The organism is Pseudalkalibacillus sp. Hm43 (assembly GCF_054170705.1).
On sequence record NZ_CM135129.1, the window covers coordinates 3,035,591 to 3,052,989 of the forward strand.

12 protein-coding genes are annotated in these 17,399 nt (G+C 44.7%); 10 read left to right on the top strand and 2 right to left on the bottom strand.

Annotated elements, in window-relative coordinates:
- Positions 1-86 precede the first annotated feature (86 nt).
- The 5 genes from ACXQIQ_RS15800 (at position 87) to ACXQIQ_RS15820 (ending at position 5,838) form a co-directional block, all read left to right on the top strand.
- Positions 87-1,553 (top strand): sulfatase family protein, encoded by a 1,467-nt coding sequence (locus ACXQIQ_RS15800; RefSeq protein ID WP_439301412.1) that lies wholly within the window; start codon positions 87-89, stop codon positions 1,551-1,553.
- A gap of 13 nt (positions 1,554-1,566) precedes the next feature.
- Positions 1,567-2,862, top strand: coding sequence for a hypothetical protein (locus ACXQIQ_RS15805; protein ID WP_439301411.1), 1,296 nt, complete (start codon positions 1,567-1,569; stop codon positions 2,860-2,862).
- Positions 2,863-2,947: 85 nt separating this feature from the next.
- Positions 2,948-3,742, top strand: coding sequence for an endonuclease/exonuclease/phosphatase family protein (locus ACXQIQ_RS15810; RefSeq protein WP_439301410.1), 795 nt, complete (start codon positions 2,948-2,950; stop codon positions 3,740-3,742).
- Between the two features lie 19 nt (positions 3,743-3,761).
- Positions 3,762-4,703: a formylglycine-generating enzyme family protein gene (locus tag ACXQIQ_RS15815; RefSeq protein ID WP_439301409.1), complete on the top strand. Its 942-nt coding sequence runs from the start codon at positions 3,762-3,764 to the stop codon at positions 4,701-4,703.
- Between the two features lie 10 nt (positions 4,704-4,713).
- Positions 4,714-5,838, top strand: coding sequence for a Gfo/Idh/MocA family protein (locus tag ACXQIQ_RS15820; protein ID WP_439301408.1), 1,125 nt, complete (start codon positions 4,714-4,716; stop codon positions 5,836-5,838).
- Between the two features lie 86 nt (positions 5,839-5,924).
- On the opposite strand, the gene ACXQIQ_RS15825 is transcribed toward ACXQIQ_RS15820, so the two are convergent.
- On the bottom strand, positions 5,925-9,272 hold the full coding sequence (locus ACXQIQ_RS15825) for a GH36-type glycosyl hydrolase domain-containing protein (RefSeq protein WP_439301407.1): 3,348 nt from the start codon (positions 9,270-9,272) through the stop codon (positions 5,925-5,927).
- A 10-nt stretch (positions 9,273-9,282) separates the two neighbouring features.
- Positions 9,283-11,448: a beta-glucosidase BglX gene (gene bglX, locus ACXQIQ_RS15830; protein ID WP_439301406.1), complete on the bottom strand. Its 2,166-nt coding sequence runs from the start codon at positions 11,446-11,448 to the stop codon at positions 9,283-9,285.
- A 350-nt stretch (positions 11,449-11,798) separates the two neighbouring features.
- Between bglX and ACXQIQ_RS15835 the strand changes: the two genes are divergently transcribed.
- From ACXQIQ_RS15835 to ACXQIQ_RS15855, 5 genes are all read left to right on the top strand, one after another.
- Entirely contained in the window at positions 11,799-13,037 is a 1,239-nt protein-coding gene (locus ACXQIQ_RS15835; protein ID WP_439301405.1) for a sugar ABC transporter substrate-binding protein, read from the top strand.
- A 121-nt stretch (positions 13,038-13,158) separates the two neighbouring features.
- Positions 13,159-14,058, top strand: a complete 900-nt coding sequence (locus ACXQIQ_RS15840; RefSeq protein WP_439301404.1) for a carbohydrate ABC transporter permease — start codon at positions 13,159-13,161, stop codon at positions 14,056-14,058.
- A 15-nt stretch (positions 14,059-14,073) separates the two neighbouring features.
- On the top strand, positions 14,074-14,904 hold the full coding sequence (locus ACXQIQ_RS15845; RefSeq protein WP_439301403.1) for a carbohydrate ABC transporter permease: 831 nt from the start codon (positions 14,074-14,076) through the stop codon (positions 14,902-14,904).
- A 72-nt stretch (positions 14,905-14,976) separates the two neighbouring features.
- Complete coding sequence (locus ACXQIQ_RS15850; RefSeq protein ID WP_439301402.1) at positions 14,977-16,635, top strand: glycoside hydrolase family 13 protein; 1,659 nt, start codon at positions 14,977-14,979, stop codon at positions 16,633-16,635.
- Positions 16,622-17,398 (top strand): alpha/beta hydrolase, encoded by a 777-nt coding sequence (locus tag ACXQIQ_RS15855; RefSeq protein WP_439301401.1) that lies wholly within the window; start codon positions 16,622-16,624, stop codon positions 17,396-17,398. The genes ACXQIQ_RS15850 and ACXQIQ_RS15855 overlap by 14 nt, the downstream gene beginning before the upstream one ends.
- The last annotated feature ends 1 nt before the right edge of the window (position 17,399 follow it).

A 17,399-nucleotide genomic window follows, 5' to 3' on the forward strand; every position in this document is an offset into this window, starting at 1 on the left:
CATTTTACTGTTTGGTTGAAAGATGAAACGTCAATTTCATTAGATGATGAATTGTACAAAATCGAAATGAGAAAGGGAGATTATTCATGCGAGTGCTTTACATCGACATTGATTCATTACGACCGGACCATTTAGGTTGTTATGGTTATCACAGAAATACCTCTCCAAACATTGATCGAATTGCAGAAAGAGGGACGTCATTCACCAACTATTATGCATCGGATGCACCTTGTGCCCCGTCACGCAATGCCATGTTCAAATCCCAATTCGGTATCCATACTGGGGTGATCAACCATGGAGGATTGGAAGCCGACAACCGCCCTGTCGGGGCGAACAGAGCTTTCAACAACCACCAGTCTCCGCACCAAGCATGGGTCGACGTTTTGAGAGTGCAAGGACTCCATACAACCATCATCAGTCCTTTCCCGGGACGTCACTCGAACTGGAGTGTGTTGGAAGGTTTCCTGGAAGTACATGATACGAACAAGCAAGCGGGAGAGACTGCAGATGATGTAACGAAGGAAGCTTTAAGGTGGATCAATGGTCGTGCGACTGAAAAAGATGACTGGATGTTGTACCTCAATTTCTGGGATCCACATACCCCATATCGTACACCGGCTTCTTACGGTAATCCGTTCAAAGAAGATCCAGCACCAGAATGGTTGACGGAAGACATCATCGCTCAACATCAAGAAAGCTATGGACCAATGAGTGCTAGAAATGTACCCGCAGGCAATCAGTGGCCGGACCTTCCACAAGAAATCCGATCACGTGCAGACTTTAAACGATGGATTGATGGCTATGACACGGCTATTCGATATGTAGATGACCATGTCGGGAAGATTTTGAATGCCTTGGAAGAGCAGGGAGTGCTTGAAGAAACGACGATCATCATTTCTGCCGATCATGGTGAAAACCAGGGAGAATTAAATGTTTATGGAGACCATCAGACAGCAGATCATATCACCAGTCGAATTCCACTGATCATGTCTGGACCAGGCATACGCCGTCGTCAAGTGGACGAAGAGTTCCATTACCAGGTGGATTTAGGACCAACTTTGGTCGAAATGGCGGGCGGAAAACAACGCGGGAAGTGGGATGGACGCAGCTTCTTACCGGCATTGAAGGAAGGGAAGTCTGCCGGAAGACCATACCTTGTTGTCAGTCAGGCTGCCTGGAGCTGTCAACGCTCTGTGCGATTCGATAACTGGATGCTGATTCGAACGTACCACGATGGATTGAAGGATTTCCCTGATCTGATGTTGTTTGATATCGAAAATGACCCACATGAAACGACCAACCTGGCAGAAGAAAGACCGGATATAGTAGGACGTGGAATGGTACTGCTGGATGAATGGGTAGCTGAACAGATGGCGATTTCCGACTACCCGACAGATCCGATGTGGAATGTCATCCATGAGGGAGGACCTTATCACACGAGAGGTGAGCTTTCCATGCATGTCGATAAATTACGTAAAGAAGACCGTCATGAAGCAGCAGATCGGTTGGAAGGTCGGCATGAACAATTCCACCGCATTTACGAAAGAGTATAGGAGGCTGAAGGGTATGAGTGAAGTTACAAATGTCTATAAGAAGCTACCTGATGAAGTAAGGGCATTTTTCGATCGTCAATATGTAGATGCCTACGCGCTGTTGGACGCCTCACGCCATCCAAAGACAGGTTTGTATGCAGATGGGTTCATGACATTCGGTGACAATCCTGATTTCAGGTGTTCAATAGCAGCGACAGGAGTCGGACTGATCGGTCTGAGTGTTGCGGACATGGAAGGCTGGGATGATCAGGCCGCTGAAAAAGCGCTCGTCACATTGAAGTGTGTAATGGGTGAGGTCGATGGTTGCAAGCCTGCTCGGGATGATTCTACCGGCTTTTACGCTCATTTCGTAGATATGGAAACAGGGGAAAACCTCCATTCAGAAATATCGACGATCGATACTTCTCTATTGGTCGCAGGTGCCCTTTTTGCCGGAAATCATTTTAAAGAAACGGTACCTGAGATCCAGGAAAGAGCTTACCGACTTTTGCGTGAAATCAATTGGACTGTGGTGATTGCCGATAAGGATCAAGGCGTCATCAATATGATTGTGAAGGAGGGGGTCGGTACTGCTCCGCTCGCTTGTTTCAACGAGTATGCATTGGTCTCCTACCTTGCTTTGTTAGGTCAACCCGAGCATGAAGGTATTCGGACGCTTTGGTACGGGAATTTTGCTGAGGATCAGCTGAGTACGCTGCCACAGGTGAAGTACCGTGATATTCCGGTATTGAACGACACGAATGGCAATCATCAATCGTACCTATCGTCTTTCGTCCATCAATTTCCTTTTTTTCTCGTTCCGGAGTATGCGAAGAGTCCTGTATATAAGGAATACTTGAAAAATGCGTGCACGGCAGATCGGTTGAAGTGGAAAGAGCTTGATGATGTTCCTTCGTACGTATGGGGATATGGAGCTGGACCGAATGATGGACTGCATGGCGGTTATCATGCAGACCAGATCAACAATTCGCCGGGAGATATCGCATCCGCCTATATCGTAGCAGGCTTCTTACCCGTATACCCTGCAGGTATCCATGATCTATATGCTTTATATAAGCTCCATCTCCCATATGACAAGTATGAGAATAAGGATGATCCTGAGGATGAAAAGAAGCTTCGGGCCGCTTATCAGTATGGGTTACACCGTTATTCCTGGTGGCATTTGGAGCTTGAAAACAGATGGTACCCTACCAAGATTACATTGATTGACTGGAGCTCGATGTTATACGGATTGACTGCTTTCAAACGAGGTATGTCTTTCTTTGCTGAACGATTGACAGAAGTGGATGAAATCTCGAAGACCGTTTAAAGAGATTGCCGCATCATACAAAAAAGGATCAGCTGTTTCGATGGTTGATCCTTTCTTTATAAGACAAGTGAGAAGGAAGATTCAGATGAAAGTGATGACATTCAATATACGGGTGGATCTGCCTCAGGATGGGGAAAATGCCTGGGGTCATCGTGTCCAAGCTGTAACGCGTATGGTCCAAAAGCATCAGCCTTTGATCATTGGTATTCAGGAAGGGTTACGTCCAATGCTCGAGGATCTGGAAAGGGACTTATCTGAGTATCGATGGATCGGACAAGGAAGACGAGGTGGTGACGAGGACGAATTTTGCGCAATTTTCTATGCACACCGTGAACTAGAACCTGTGGATTCTGGACAGTTCTGGTTGTCTGAACATCCGGAAGTTCCGAACAGCATTAGTTGGAATAGTGATTTCCCCAGAATTTGTACGTGGGGACGCTTTTGTTTCAAGAAGGAACCTTCCAAAACGTTCACGCACTTCAATACCCATTTGGATCACATCAGTCAATGGGCACGAGAACAAGGGGCTCGCTTAATCGTTAAAAAGATGAAGGAACAATGCCCTCTTGAAGGGATGCCGTTCCTATTGACAGGAGATTTCAACAGCAATCCCGACAATCCGGTCATCCGCCAGTTGCGTGGGGAGTCCTCCTTATTGGAAGGGAAGGTCCATTTGAAGGATGCATACAGCTCTTTCGTCGGGTCACCGGGGAAAACCTTTCATGGTTTCCTTGGTGGGACGGAAGGGGAACCGATTGATTTTATTTTTACATCGCCTTCAATCAAGATCTTGAATACGGAGGTTGATCGAAGTACGGTGGATGGAAAATATCCATCTGATCATTATCCAGTCATTTGCACATTGAGATGGAAAGTATGAGTGAATTGGGAGGAGAAGTATGAAGAATTGTTGTGCACCTGGGCGAAAACATCAACAACAAAGTCAAAGCACCATTCAAACAACCACAAACGAGCCTTCGCTAAAAGGGATGGTTCTTCTTGAAGGTGGGTCATTCACAATGGGAACGGACAGCAAGGTCGGCTTTCCGAAGGACGGGGAAGGACCAGCACGGAAAGTGGTGCTTGACCCGTTTTATGTCGATGTTCATGCTGTATCCAATGAACAATTCCAGCAATTCATCACTGAGACAGGTTATATAACAGAGGCAGAAAAGTTCGGCTGGTCATTCGTATTCCATACATTTGTAACAGAAGAAGCGTTGGCGTCAAACCCTCAAAGAGTACCGAATATTCCATGGTGGTTGGCAGTTGGTGGCGCGACCTGGAACCAGCCTGAAGGTCCCGGTTCAGATATCTGTGATCGTATGGATCATCCTGTGATCCACGTGTCATGGCATGATGCCAAAGCCTATGCAGACTGGGCGGGTAAGAGGCTTCCGACAGAAGCGGAATGGGAATACGCTGCCCGAGGAGGATTGGAGCAGAACCTCTATGCTTGGGGGAACGAGCTTATTGTAGATGGAAAGCATCAATGTAATATATGGCAAGGCGACTTTCCGAACCGAAATACGGTAAGGGATGGGCATGCCGGTACCGCACCTGTGGATGCTTACGAGCCGAACGGGTTAGGACTCTATAATGTTTGCGGAAATGTTTGGGAGTGGTGCTCGGATTGGTTCAGCCCGAATGTACATCTTGCGAGCTCGAACAAAAATCCAAACGGTCCCGATCGAGGGCATGTCCGTTCGATGAGAGGCGGCTCGTATCTCTGTCATAAATCGTACTGTAATCGTTATCGTGTCGCTGCTAGAAGCTCGAATTCTCCCGATAGTTCAACAGGTAATATCGGTTTTCGATGTGTAGTGGATATAGAGCAATAAGGAGGCTTATATGCAGAAAACGGATGGAATGAATTATGCGCCTGAAGGAAAAAGTGAACCTGTCGTAAGCGATGGGGAGTTCAACTTTGCTGCGGTTGCCCTGGACCACGGTCATATTTATGGGATGTGTAATGGTTTGACCGAGGCAGGTGCGACGCTCAAATGGGTTTACGACCCAGACCCGAAGAAAATGGAGGCGTTTTGCAAGGTCTATCCACAAGTCAAACAAGCATCGTCAGAAGAGGAAATCCTACAGGACCCGACCGTACAATTGATTGCTGGAGCTGCCATTCCTTCGCACCGTTGTGGTCTCGGTCTGCGTGCAATGGACGCTGGAAAGCATTATTTTACCGATAAAACCCCGTTCACCACATTGGCTCAACTAGAGGCTGCACGAAGGAAGACAGCTGAAACCGGACGGATCTGGGCGGTCTATTACAGCGAACGGCTGCATGTTGAAAGTGCCGTCTTTGCAGGACAGCTCATTGAGGAAGGCGCAATCGGAAACGTCGTACAAGTGCAAGGGACGGGACCTCATCGGATCAGTACAGACAGTCGACCGGAATGGTTTTTCAACAGAGAAGAATACGGTGGAATCCTATGTGATATCGGAAGTCATCAAATTGAACAGTTCCTTTATTATACAGGCGCAGTAGATGCGCAAGTCGTCCATAGTAAAATCGGGAACTACAAGCATCCGCAGTTTCCTGAACTGGAGGATTTCGGTGATGCTTCTCTGATTGCGGATAATGGTGCCACGAACTATTTTCGAGTGGATTGGCTCACTCCGGACGGGCTCCGAACCTGGGGAGACGGGCGTACGCTTATTCTTGGGACAGATGGCTACATCGAGTTGAGGAAATATGTCGATATTGCAAGAGAAGAGGATGGCGACCACCTTTACCTTGTGAATCATGAAGGGGAAAAGCATTTTGCCTTAAGCGGAAAAGTCGGTTTTCCTTATTTCGGTCAGTTGATTCTGGACTGCATGAATGGAACGGAAAGTGCGATGAAGCAATTCCATACATTCAAAGCTGCAGAGTTGTGCCTGATTGCTCAAAGGGATGCAATACGTATCCGTCCAGGAAAGATAGATCGAGTGAACGAACAGGAGGTCTCTAGCCCTGTTGAATGAAAAAAGGCTTTCCTTTTCGAAGGAAAGCCTTTTAGATTCTAATGATTGTTATTACTCGCAATGAATGAAACAAGTCTTTTTCTTAACTACAAATGAATCGAAATCTGATTATCTGCTGCAGCAAGGTATTGATCCAGCTCGTTTAAAGGAATGGAGAAACCACCCTGGCGGTAGCGATTGGAACAAGTTTTATTGTCTACTTTTGTTCCGTTCACCAGAACGTTTTTCTCAATATTATTGAGGTAATAAACGAAAGTCACAGGGCGATTGAGAATGGTAAACTCTAAAGTCAGTCCATCCAGTTCATCTGTAAGAACGGGATCAATTATCAGGTTACCATTCTCTTGTCGGATGCCAAGCGCATTCGAGATCAGTTGATTCATATAGATACCAGGGCCGCTGGAATATATTCTCCAACCACCTTTGACAGGTACTGTGCCTTTCCTTAGCTCATCAAAGCGTTCTTGTGCCTCATATCGAGTGTTGAATTTCCCGTCTGAACTACTGAAATACGTATTGCTTTGTCGTAATTCAGCGTTCGGCACGACCTCTTTCAAGCCGATTGGATTAATAACGTCGAGCCCTTTCCACACTTCCTCAGCATGTCCCATTTTCGCCATCGCTTCAATGAAGCGGATATGCGCATGAACGTACTGCAGTCCAATCTCTCTTCCGAAGTTTGCAGCTTGCTCAGCACGTTTGAATTGTTTACTTACTCCACCTGAATAAACAGCCGGCCGATTCATCAGTCGTACGCCGTCCGGACAATACAAGTGGTCTTTAATCAAACGATAATGAGATTCAGCTTGTTCCTGAGTGAAAAGTTCACTGATGATGCTTCGATTCATCGGAATCAATCGGTAGTCGATTCCGGTTTTGGATTCTGTTGGATGAATCATCTTTTCCGGGTTGTCCTTGTTTTCCAAGTATAAGAACCCAGGGAGTACATCCGATTGAAGCAAGTGATGATCAAAGTCTTTCTTGATACCGGTTGCCAATGCTTTCATTTCCTGTGCTTCTTGAGGATCGACCTTTTCCAAAGCAATCGAAAGCTGATGGATGACTTGGTAGGTTAGGGCAACCGTCCAGCTACTGACTAAGTATTTTTTCAATTGTTCGTTCGCAGGCTGTAAAGTATCGTCCCAGTCTCCATCGTCATAGGAAGATAAGAACGTATCGTGTAAGAAATGCGCTTTGATATAGGAAACCTGTTTTCTGATATGGTCGGACAATCTCTCTTGATCCTCTGTAAATTCAAACCCTTGCTTCCTTGTATAAGGCATTTTCGTTTGTAAAATATCGTAGTTTCCGGTGGCGCGGATGTAATCACTGACCACCTTCAACGGCCAGACAATGATATCACCGTGGCTTTCATTGGCCTGGATCTTGAAGTACTTATCGAACATGAACCACTGCGGCCAACTGCCATCCTCGGCGAATTGATGGGAATAAACAGTGTGGATGATTTCACGTACAGTCTCATAGTTTTGTGTCGCCAAGAAATATTCGGTCGGACCCTGGCAAACGTCCCTTGTCCCCCAAGCGGCTCCGCCATATTGTTCAAGTCCATGAGGGACAGAAAAATGAACGAGCATATTGTGCGTATACCACCAGGAAAGCGTGTTGAGCTTTTCAATCTGGTTGTTCTTTTCTTTCGCTGATGAGAGCTTGAAACCGTTCATTACTTTCGCCAAAAATTGACGGTATTTTTCTGTCTCCTGTTTGAAGTCCTTTGGTGCAGAATCCAGATTTTCACCGTACAATGAACCGTGAATTGTAACGGTCCAATCACTTGTGTCCCTTATCTCCAAAACGGAAAGGGAAGCAGAGTTGGCCTCGAAGTCAGATGAGAAGATCGATTCATCTGTCAGTGAGAATTCCGCTCCATCCAATTGAAGACGATAGCTTAGATCCGGGAAAACCTTTGCGTTGTCGGCGTTTTCATCGGAAGTATAAAGGATCGTTTGACCCGTTTGTTCCACAACAAATGGAACTTCGTATTCATTATTGTTCATCGTCACCTGGTTCGTTAGCAAAAATCGATACGACTTCCCTTTTGAAGACTGAACCTGTAAACGGACTTCAGGTTTGTCTACTGCAGTGAAGTTGGTGATGAGGATTGTGTCGTCTTCTGTTTTGTAGAACCATCGTGTGTAATTGAACCCGATTTCAAAGAGTGATGGCATCGCTAACAGTTGAAATTTTCCGTCCTTCTCAATATAGATTCTTTGACCAGACGTTTTCAAGATGTTCAAAGCGTTCCGAGTATTCGTCATCATCTTGTTAAAGGAAGTATTACCGATAACAAGCTGTGAATTGAACACCCCTGTCATGTAAGAGGTAGTGGATAAGACATCATCTTTCAATCGATCGTTATGACCCGTCATGAGAATATGGCCATGCGGACGTTCAACAAGTTTTTCTTTTTCTTTCAAGACGACATGTTCATGTGTATCGGTGAAAAAGGAGAGAAGTTTCCCGTTCTCAATTTCCTCATGTTTACGGTGCGGGTATAGCTCGTTTATGTCCTCTTCAGACAGTTCTACTGTATGTAGTGGAGCTCCGAACTTTGGTGAAAGCGATACGTGGTCCACCTCTGTGAAAGTAGTGGCAGCTTTATTGCCGATTCGATTCCACGTAGCATTCAATTCATCTTCAAATTCAAGCTCTGTCACCGCATCCGGATGGTTTTCTTTAAACATGCCATAAAAGACAATCTGATCTTCTCCATTTAGTTGAATGCGTTCTGATTGCAAGGCGATATACGCGAATTCATATTGGTAGATTTCATTAGCCAACATCGGTTTGTGTAATGCTTTAGGTTCATTCGTCTCTCTGTAAGATGTACCGAAGAATTGGAACCCGTCTGTTGAAAAGCCTTTGACTTTATTCAGGGATCCTTGTTGTACGTAAGGGAAACCAGTACCTTGTGGTTGATTTTGGCGAGAGCAAACGACGTAACCGCGCTCGTCATGTTCATAAACGGTATGATCCGTATATTGAGCCATATATGCTTCGTTTGAACGGACAGCACCACGATCCGCTAATCCGAGATCCTGACCATAAATGAGATCTACCTCAACTCCTGTTCCATTCAAATTCACATCCCAGAACCAGATACCTGCATCCGTCAAGGTAAACAACACTTCATATGAGATGTTCTCGACTGAACCGCTCCACTTGATTTGATCTTCCGCAACGAACATCTCACTGTCCGATTGGATTCCTGTCAACGGATACGACTTGATGGCGTCCGGTCGGTGTATTCTTAAATAAAGATTGTTCAATGAACCATCGATTGGATTGGTCAGGATTTGATTGATCATCGTTGAAGAGTGGGAACATTGAAAAAGGTCCCCGCTCTTCAAGAATGTGAATGTTAATGCACCATTCTGTATTTCATATTTCTGTTTATATGTTGTTTTAATAGACATCAAAACACCTCTATTTTACAAGTTTGAAAGGATGTGCACTTACATCTCTGCTGTTTGACCCGATATAAGCTGTAAAGTCGCCGGCATCACTGTCAAACGTTAAATCTGGATGATAGTATCGTAGTTGTTCTTCAGATAAGGTGAATGAAAGTTGCTTTGTCTCACCAGGTTCGATCATCACTTTTTGGAAGCCTTTGAGTTCTTTGAGCGGTCGAACGACTTCTCCTGTGATATCTCTTACATACAACTGCGCGACCTCTTCACCTGCTATTTTTCCAGTGTTCGTCACTTCCACTGACACTTCGATCGGTTGACCGGGCTGGACGACATCACTGGATAATGAGACCTTGCCATACTCGAATGTCGTATAGCTTAATCCGTAGCCGAATGGGAAGAGCGGTTCATTCGGGATGTCGAGGTATTGGGAAACAAAACGCCCTTTCGAGTCAGGAGCTACCTGAGGCCGCCCCGTATTATAACAATTGTAATAGACTGGTACTTGCCCGACAGAGTAAGGGAATGACATCGTCAAACGTCCTGAAGGGTTCGCATCTCCGTATAGAATGTCCGCAACTGCCGCTCCACCTTCTGAACCTGGATACCAAGCTTCCAGCACAGCATCGGTTTGATCGACGACTCCGTGCAAGTCCAGGGGCCGCCCATTGAACAGCACGGCGATCATAGGTTTATCTTGAGACTTTAACGCTTGGATTAAATCCAACTGTGCTTGGGGTAGGCGGATATCTGCTCGACATCCAGCTTCACCACTCATATACGAATCTTCCCCTAGAGCGAGTACAATGACATCAGACTTTTCAGCCACCTCAATCGCTTCATCGATTTGAGACTGTGTAATTTGTTCAATATCACTGCCCTTTGCGATGGTAAGGAGAGAAGAATCGATTTTTGATCGGAATCCTTCACTTACTTTGACAGCATCCTCTCTTGAACCAATCCAAGACCAGGGACCGAGCAGATCATCATGTTCAGCGAATGGTCCAATCAATCCGACTTTCTTGTCTTTTTGTAATGGTAAAATACCTTCATTTTTCAGTAGGACAGAGGATTTGATCGCCAATTCCTTTGCTGCCTGACGATGAGAAGCAGAAAAGACGAGTTCCTTTTCCAGTTCTTCATTGGCACCGCGTGTAGGATTTTCGAACAATCCTAATTTATGCTTCAACTCTAAAATTCGTAAAACCGCTTCGTCGATAATGGACTCATCGAAGGCACCTTCTTCAATCAGTTCTTTTGCATGATGGACGTAGCACGTCGTCATCATTTCAATATCCACCCCTGCACGAAGGGCTTTTAATGCAGCGTCCTTTTGATCCGCAGCATATCCGTGATCGATTTGTTCCTTTACAGCTCCCCAGTCGGAAATCATGACACCGTTGAAGTTCCACTCTCCTCGCAGGAGATCACGCATCAATTTTCTATTCCCTGTAGCTGGAATGCCATCTAGTATATTGAAGGCCGTCATGACCATTTCGCATCCAGCGTCTAGTGCAGCCTTGTAGGCTGGCAGGTAAAATTCGCGGAGTTGCCGTTCAGACATATCCACAGTATTGTAATCCCGACCCCCTTCAGGAGCGCCGTATGCTGCGAAATGTTTAACACAAGCGGCAACTCGGCTATGGTCATTGCTCAAATCTTCACCTTGGTAACCTTTTACAAAAGCTTTGGCAAATTCGCTGTTCAAGAATGGATCCTCACCGGTTGATTCCATCACTCGGCCCCAACGAGGGTCTCTAGCTAGGTCGACCATAGGGGAGAAAGTGACATGTACGCCTGAAACCGCTGCTTCTTTTGCTGCTATTTCAGCACTTTGTTCGGCTAACTCTAAATCCCAGGAACAACCGATTGCTAAAGGTACCGGGAAAATGGTTTTATAACCATGGATAATGTCCGCCATGAATAATAGTGGAATGCCGAGTCGGTTTTCTTCTAGATGAGCTTTCTGGATATCCTTTGTCGTTTTTGCTCCTGAAGCTCCCAATACAGAACCACTATTCAAGGCTACATCTTCCTTGATTCCCATCTCAGCCATCGGTCCTGTGATCTGACCTTCATTGGATGCGCCTTTATAAAAAGGAGTTGCTAGCTGTATCAGTTGAGCAATCTTTTCATCTAAAGTCATTTTAGAAATGAGTGAAGTATACGGCTCTTTGCTCATGTTTTTCCTCCTAAAGTATTCAACTGGTGTTTTTCGAAACGTTTCAATATTAATTTACAATGGATTATAAGCGCTTTCGAAAAAGGAGTCAAACGCTTAAGTTATCATATGGAAAGATAAAAACCTTAATATTATAGGGTTTATACATGAAATACTGAATTTTATAAAAATTTTTTCTCATTAAATATTGAAAGCGGATACATCATTGACTATAATCAATGTATCGAAACGTTTCAATCAAGTTGTTTCAACTCGATTGGTCTCCATTGAAAATGAGGAGCGAAATGTCAGTCAACGTGTTTTTTTATGATGGATGGAATTTAAATAATAGGGTCAGAAGGGAGTAATGGATGATGATGCGTAAGAGAACATTCTTGTTATTCTTAGTCTGTATTTTATCCGTTTCAGCTTTGTTAGGAGGTTGTTCAAACGGATCTGGAGATGATGAGAATACCATCCAAGTGTGGGCAATGGGTGAGGAAGGTAAAAAACTGGACGAAATCGCCAAGAAGTTTGAAGAGGAAAATCCGGATATCAAGGTCAAAGTACAGGCGATCCCTTGGGAAAATGCGCATGATAAATTATTGACTGCTGTTGCTTCTCAGAAGGGTCCGGATGTTGTTCAATTAGGAACAACATGGATGTCTGAGTTTGCAGATGCAGGAGCGTTGGTCGATTTGACGGAACATATGGATGACTATCCTGAGTTCAAACCTGAAAATTATTTCGATGGTGCTGCACAAACCATGAAATATGAGGATCAGATCGTCGGCGTTCCATGGTATGTGGAAACAAGAGTATTGTACTACAGATCCGACCTTCTGAAAGAAGTCGGTTACAACGAACCACCGGCAACCTGGGATGAGCTGAAGGATGCATCTAAGAAACTAGCGGATCGCGGGGATAAGTACTATGGATTGGATATTGATCGGAACGACCAGATCATGCCATTCATTTTTGCATGGCAGAACGGATTTGAATTCGATTTGGACAAGCAGAATCTGAATCTGGATAGTCCAGAATTCAATGAGGCGATTCAATACTATACAAGTTATTTCGAAGAAGGAATCAGTACGACGGCAGAAGGAATGGACATTGTCCAATCCTTTAAAGACGGTGTGAAACCTATGTTCTTCAGTGGACCATGGATGGTGAACATCCTGAATGATCAAGCACCTGACCTTGAAGGAAAGTGGTCCATCACGACTATGCCGAAGAAAGAACAGGTTGCATCTAGTATCGGTGGTTCCAACTTCTCCATTTTCAGCAGCTCAGATAAAGTGGAAAAATCTTTGAAATTCATCTCTTATATGAACGACGTGGATACACAGATTGAATGGTTTAAAATGTCCAATACACTCCCATCAAGAGTAGAGGCTTGGGAAGATGAGACACTTAAGAAGGATGAGAAGCTTGCGGTATTCGGGGAACAACTGGAGACGGCAAAGGCATCACCTCAAATCCAGAACTGGGAAGTCGTTGGACAAGAATTACTGAATGCCATTGAAAAAGTGACGGTCGGGGATGCAGATGTGGAAAAAGAATTGGACAAGTACCGACAAAAAGTAGAAGAATCAATGGAAGAGTAGTATTTGCATGACTTGATAAGAGCTAATAGTGGAGTTGCAGGTATCCAGAGAGGATGCCTGAACTCCATTTTTTCGAAACAACGAAAGTATTGTGAGTACAGTTTCAGTTAGGTGGGGTATTATGGGCAATGGCTTCAAACGGCTTTATCATGATCGACATCCGTTCATGTTCATTGGACCTGCAGTCTTGATTTTAATTGTCTTCAGCATCATACCGATATTCGTCGCATTTATCATCAGCTTTACAGACCTGGATCTGAAAGGATTAGCCAACTGGTCGAATATCAGTTTCATTGGAACAGAGAATTACAGAGAATTGTTTTCCGATGAAGTGTTTCACAAGTCGATCTACAATACATTGTTTTATGCCTTGATCGGTGTGCCTCTTGTCATCGTTTGTTCATTAGGAATCGCTTTACTTTTAAACTACGGTTCCAACTTGCTTTTCCGGTTTTTCAGAGGAGTCTATTACATGCCCTCGATTACGAATATCGTAGCGGTTGCCGTCATCTGGGGCTATTTATACAACACGGAATATGGGTTATTCAACTATATATTATCGCTTTTGGAAGCAGGGAAAGTCCCCTGGTTGGAAGAGCCGACGATTGCAAAGCTTTCCTTGATCGTGCTTGCTGTTTGGAAGGGAATTGGAATCAATATGATCATTTTCCTTGCCGCGTTGCAAGGCATTCCGCAATCGTACTATGAGGCAGCGAAAATAGATGGTGCAAACCGCTTTCAAATGCTTTTCAAAATCACTATTCCATTATTGCGATATGCCACCTTCTTCGTCACGATCACGACGCTGATCGGATGGCTGCAATTTTTCGAAGAACCGTTTGTCATGACGGATGGTGGCCCATTGAACGGTACGATCTCGATGGCTCTATTCATCTATCAAGAAGGTTTCCAATACAGTGAATTCGGATATGCAGCAGCTGGATCGTTCGTCCTTTTCATCTTCATCATCGTGGTGACGCTCGTCCAGTTCAAATTCAGAAAATCGGATACAGAGTACTAGATTGAGGTGAACGATATGGAATCGAATACGATCAACAAAAAAATTGAAAAATCAATCGTCAGCATCCTTCTCATTATCGGCGGGATCCTCGTGTCCATTCCGTTTTTCTGGATGATTGCCAGCTCATTCAAACCGTCAGGGGAAGTGTTGATATTCCCTCCGACTTTGTTTCCGGAGGATCTGACTTTAGAAAATTATCTGAACTTGTTTGAACGGTTGAACTTTGGAATCTACCTTCGTAACACGCTCATCATAGTGCTTTTCTCATTCGTCGGGCTATTGTTGAATGCAATGGCGGGCTATGGGTTCGCAAAGTATAAATTCAAAGGACGGGAACCGATCTTCTACATGGTCCTGGCTACGATGATGATACCTGCCCAAGTGACCATGATACCGGTTTATTTGATTTTGAATGAAATGGGTCTGACGAATACGATGGCCGGAATCGTGTTACCGGGATTAGCGGTAGCGTTCAGCATTTTCTTGTTCAGACAGTTCATGACGACGATCCCTACAGATTTGATTGAAGCAGCCCGGTTGGATGGCGCAGGTGAATTTTATATCTTTTTCCGACTGATCATACCGATCGCCAAACCGATTTTCGCCGTTCAAGGGATTCTTACCTTTATAGGGGCTTGGAACAGCTTCTTGTGGCCACTGATCATCGCGAATGATGAAAACCTGTATACGCTATCCGTCGGATTATCGTTGTTGCAAGGTCAATATGCAAGCAACTACGGTTTGCAGATGGCTGGAGCAGCTTTCATGGTCGTGCCGATCATCATCATATTTTCCTTCTTCCAAAAATACATTGTCGAAGGATTTACGATGTCGGGGCTCAAATAATGCATCGCTTGTGGAGTCAAGATCATATTGACTCCACTGTTGGCTCATTCCGTTTATTAGTAGGAGGTACGTATGGAGAGAGAATGGTGGCATTCGTCAACGGTATATCAAATCTATCCTCGCAGCTTCAAAGACAGCAATCATGATGGTGTCGGGGATCTCCGTGGAATCATAGAAAAACTGGATTACCTTGCAGAGCTGGGGATTGATGTGATCTGGTTAAGTCCTGTGTATGAATCACCGAACGACGACAATGGATATGACATCAGTGATTATTACAGCATCATGGATGAATACGGATCGATGGAAGATATGGAGAACTTGATTCAGGAGGCACGAGCGAAGGGAATCAAAATCATCATGGATCTCGTCATTAACCATACCTCTGACGAACACCCATGGTTTGTGGAATCGAGGAAATCGAAGGATAACCCTTATCGGGATTATTACATTTGGCGGGATGGAGAAGATGGACCGCCGAGTGATATCGGCTCCGTTTTCAGTGGCTCTGCCTGGGAATACGATGAGCTGACTGGACAATATTATTTCCACTTGTTCAGTAAAAAACAGCCGGATCTGAATGTTCATAATCCGGAGGTCCGGGCAGAATTGCACAAAATGATGGACTTCTGGCTGGCAAAAGGGATCAGTGGCTTCCGGATGGATGTCATCGACTTGATTGGAAAAGAAGTTGATGAGAAGGTCTTGACGGATGGACCCCAGCTCCACCCTTATTTGCAAGAGATTCATGAGAAAGTGCTGTCAAAGTATGACGTTATGACAGTTGGTGAAACGCCCTCTGCAACGACAGAGACAGCCAAATTATATACCGCACCAGATCGTCATGAACTAGATATGGTCTTCACTTTCGAGCACATGTCCTTGGATGAAGAAAAGGGACAGGGGAAGTGGGCATTAAAGCCACTCGATCTCAGTGAGTTAAAAACTGTGCTGAGCAAGTGGCAGACCGAGCTCCACGGCGAAGGATGGAACAGTTTGTATTGGAACAATCACGACCAACCACGCATTGTATCCCGGTGGGGTAATGATCAGGCATACAGGGTTGAATCTGCGAAGATGCTCGCGACTCTTTTACATCTGATGCAAGGCACGCCTTACATTTATCAGGGTGAGGAGATCGGAATGACGAACATCCGATTTGAAAACATCGAAGAATACAAAGATATCGAAACGCTCAACATGTATAAGGAAAAAGCAGAACAAGGGACCGCCCATGAGGAAATCATGACCTCCATCTATGCAAAAGGAAGAGATAATGCCCGTACCCCTATACAGTGGAATGTTACGGAAAGCGCTGGTTTTACAAATGGGAAGCCTTGGATCCAAGTGAATCCCAACTATGAAGCGATCAATGTGGAGAAAGCACTCGAGGATGAGCAATCGATTTTTTACCATTACCAAAAATTGATTCAGCTGCGAAAAGAACGGGATGTCATCGTTTTTGGAAAATATGAATTGATTTGTGCAGAACATGAAGAGATTTTTGCTTACACACGACAGCTTGGCGATGAACGGTTACTGATCGTGGTGAATTTCTATGATGGGCATCCGAACTTCTCGTTACCGAAAGGGATTTCCTATGCGGATGCTGAATTAGTCATTAGTAACTATGAAGATTCACCTATAAGACCGGATGAATTTGACTTAAGACCTTTCGAAGCTGTCGTCTATTCGTTGAAAGGATCAGGTGATGAGAATGGCGCATATTAAATGCGATTTCTTTTCAGAGGCGTTAGAGTGTTCGGCTTCTATCCATGTAATCATGCCGCAGCAGCCAAGTTTGCTGAATAAAGATCGAGTTGAGCAGGAGAAATATCCGTGTCTCTATTTATTACACGGGCTGTCGGATGACCATACGATCTGGTCACGATTCACTTCCATAGAACGTTATGCATCCTCTCTCGGTATTGCGGTCATCATGCCGGCGGTCGGACGCAGCTGGTATACGGATATGGCGTATGGACAGAATTATTTTACGTATATCAGTAAAGAGCTTCCAAGGTTCGTGCAATCGATGTTTCCGGTATCAGCGGCCAGGGAAGATACGTACATTGCTGGATTGTCAATGGGTGGATACGGTGCGTTGAAGACGGCAATGCGTTATCCTGATAAATATGGGATGGCTGCGAGTCTTTCAGGTGCCGTGGATATGGCGGAGAGGATAGCGGATTTTAAGAATGATTTTCCTGCGATCTTTGGTGATCGAAAGGTAAGAGGGAGCGAGGATGATCTATTTTATCTGGCGGAAAAATTGTCGGAAAGCTCTGCACCGAAACCTTTCCTCTATTTGAATTGTGGAAGGGAAGATCATCTGCATGCTTCCAACCTTCGATTCCGCGACCATTGTGAACGAATCCAGCTGGATGTCCTCTATGAGGAATTCCCTGGTACGCATGAATGGGGATACTGGGATGAACATATACAAAGAGTTTTGGGGTATTTTTTTAAAGATAAATCAATAATGAGTAAGTAGT

What these genes read in the sequence shown, in the direction of transcription:
- ACXQIQ_RS15845 (WP_439301403.1), top strand. Translation starts at nt 14,074, where the DNA reads ATGGAATCGAATACGATCAACAAAAAAATTGAAAAATCAATCGTCAGC.
- ACXQIQ_RS15840 (WP_439301404.1), top strand. Translation starts at nt 13,159, where the DNA reads ATGGGCAATGGCTTCAAACGGCTTTATCATGATCGACATCCGTTCATG.
- ACXQIQ_RS15835 (WP_439301405.1), top strand. Translation starts at nt 11,799, where the DNA reads ATGATGATGCGTAAGAGAACATTCTTGTTATTCTTAGTCTGTATTTTA.
- ACXQIQ_RS15855 (WP_439301401.1), top strand. Translation starts at nt 16,622, where the DNA reads ATGGCGCATATTAAATGCGATTTCTTTTCAGAGGCGTTAGAGTGTTCG.
- ACXQIQ_RS15805 (WP_439301411.1), top strand. Translation starts at nt 1,567, where the DNA reads ATGAGTGAAGTTACAAATGTCTATAAGAAGCTACCTGATGAAGTAAGG.
- ACXQIQ_RS15820 (WP_439301408.1), top strand. Translation starts at nt 4,714, where the DNA reads ATGCAGAAAACGGATGGAATGAATTATGCGCCTGAAGGAAAAAGTGAA.
- ACXQIQ_RS15810 (WP_439301410.1), top strand. Translation starts at nt 2,948, where the DNA reads ATGAAAGTGATGACATTCAATATACGGGTGGATCTGCCTCAGGATGGG.
- ACXQIQ_RS15815 (WP_439301409.1), top strand. Translation starts at nt 3,762, where the DNA reads ATGAAGAATTGTTGTGCACCTGGGCGAAAACATCAACAACAAAGTCAA.
- ACXQIQ_RS15825 (WP_439301407.1), bottom strand. Translation starts at nt 9,272, where the DNA reads ATGTCTATTAAAACAACATATAAACAGAAATATGAAATACAGAATGGT.
- bglX (WP_439301406.1), bottom strand. Translation starts at nt 11,448, where the DNA reads ATGAGCAAAGAGCCGTATACTTCACTCATTTCTAAAATGACTTTAGAT.
- ACXQIQ_RS15800 (WP_439301412.1), top strand. Translation starts at nt 87, where the DNA reads ATGCGAGTGCTTTACATCGACATTGATTCATTACGACCGGACCATTTA.
- ACXQIQ_RS15850 (WP_439301402.1), top strand. Translation starts at nt 14,977, where the DNA reads ATGGAGAGAGAATGGTGGCATTCGTCAACGGTATATCAAATCTATCCT.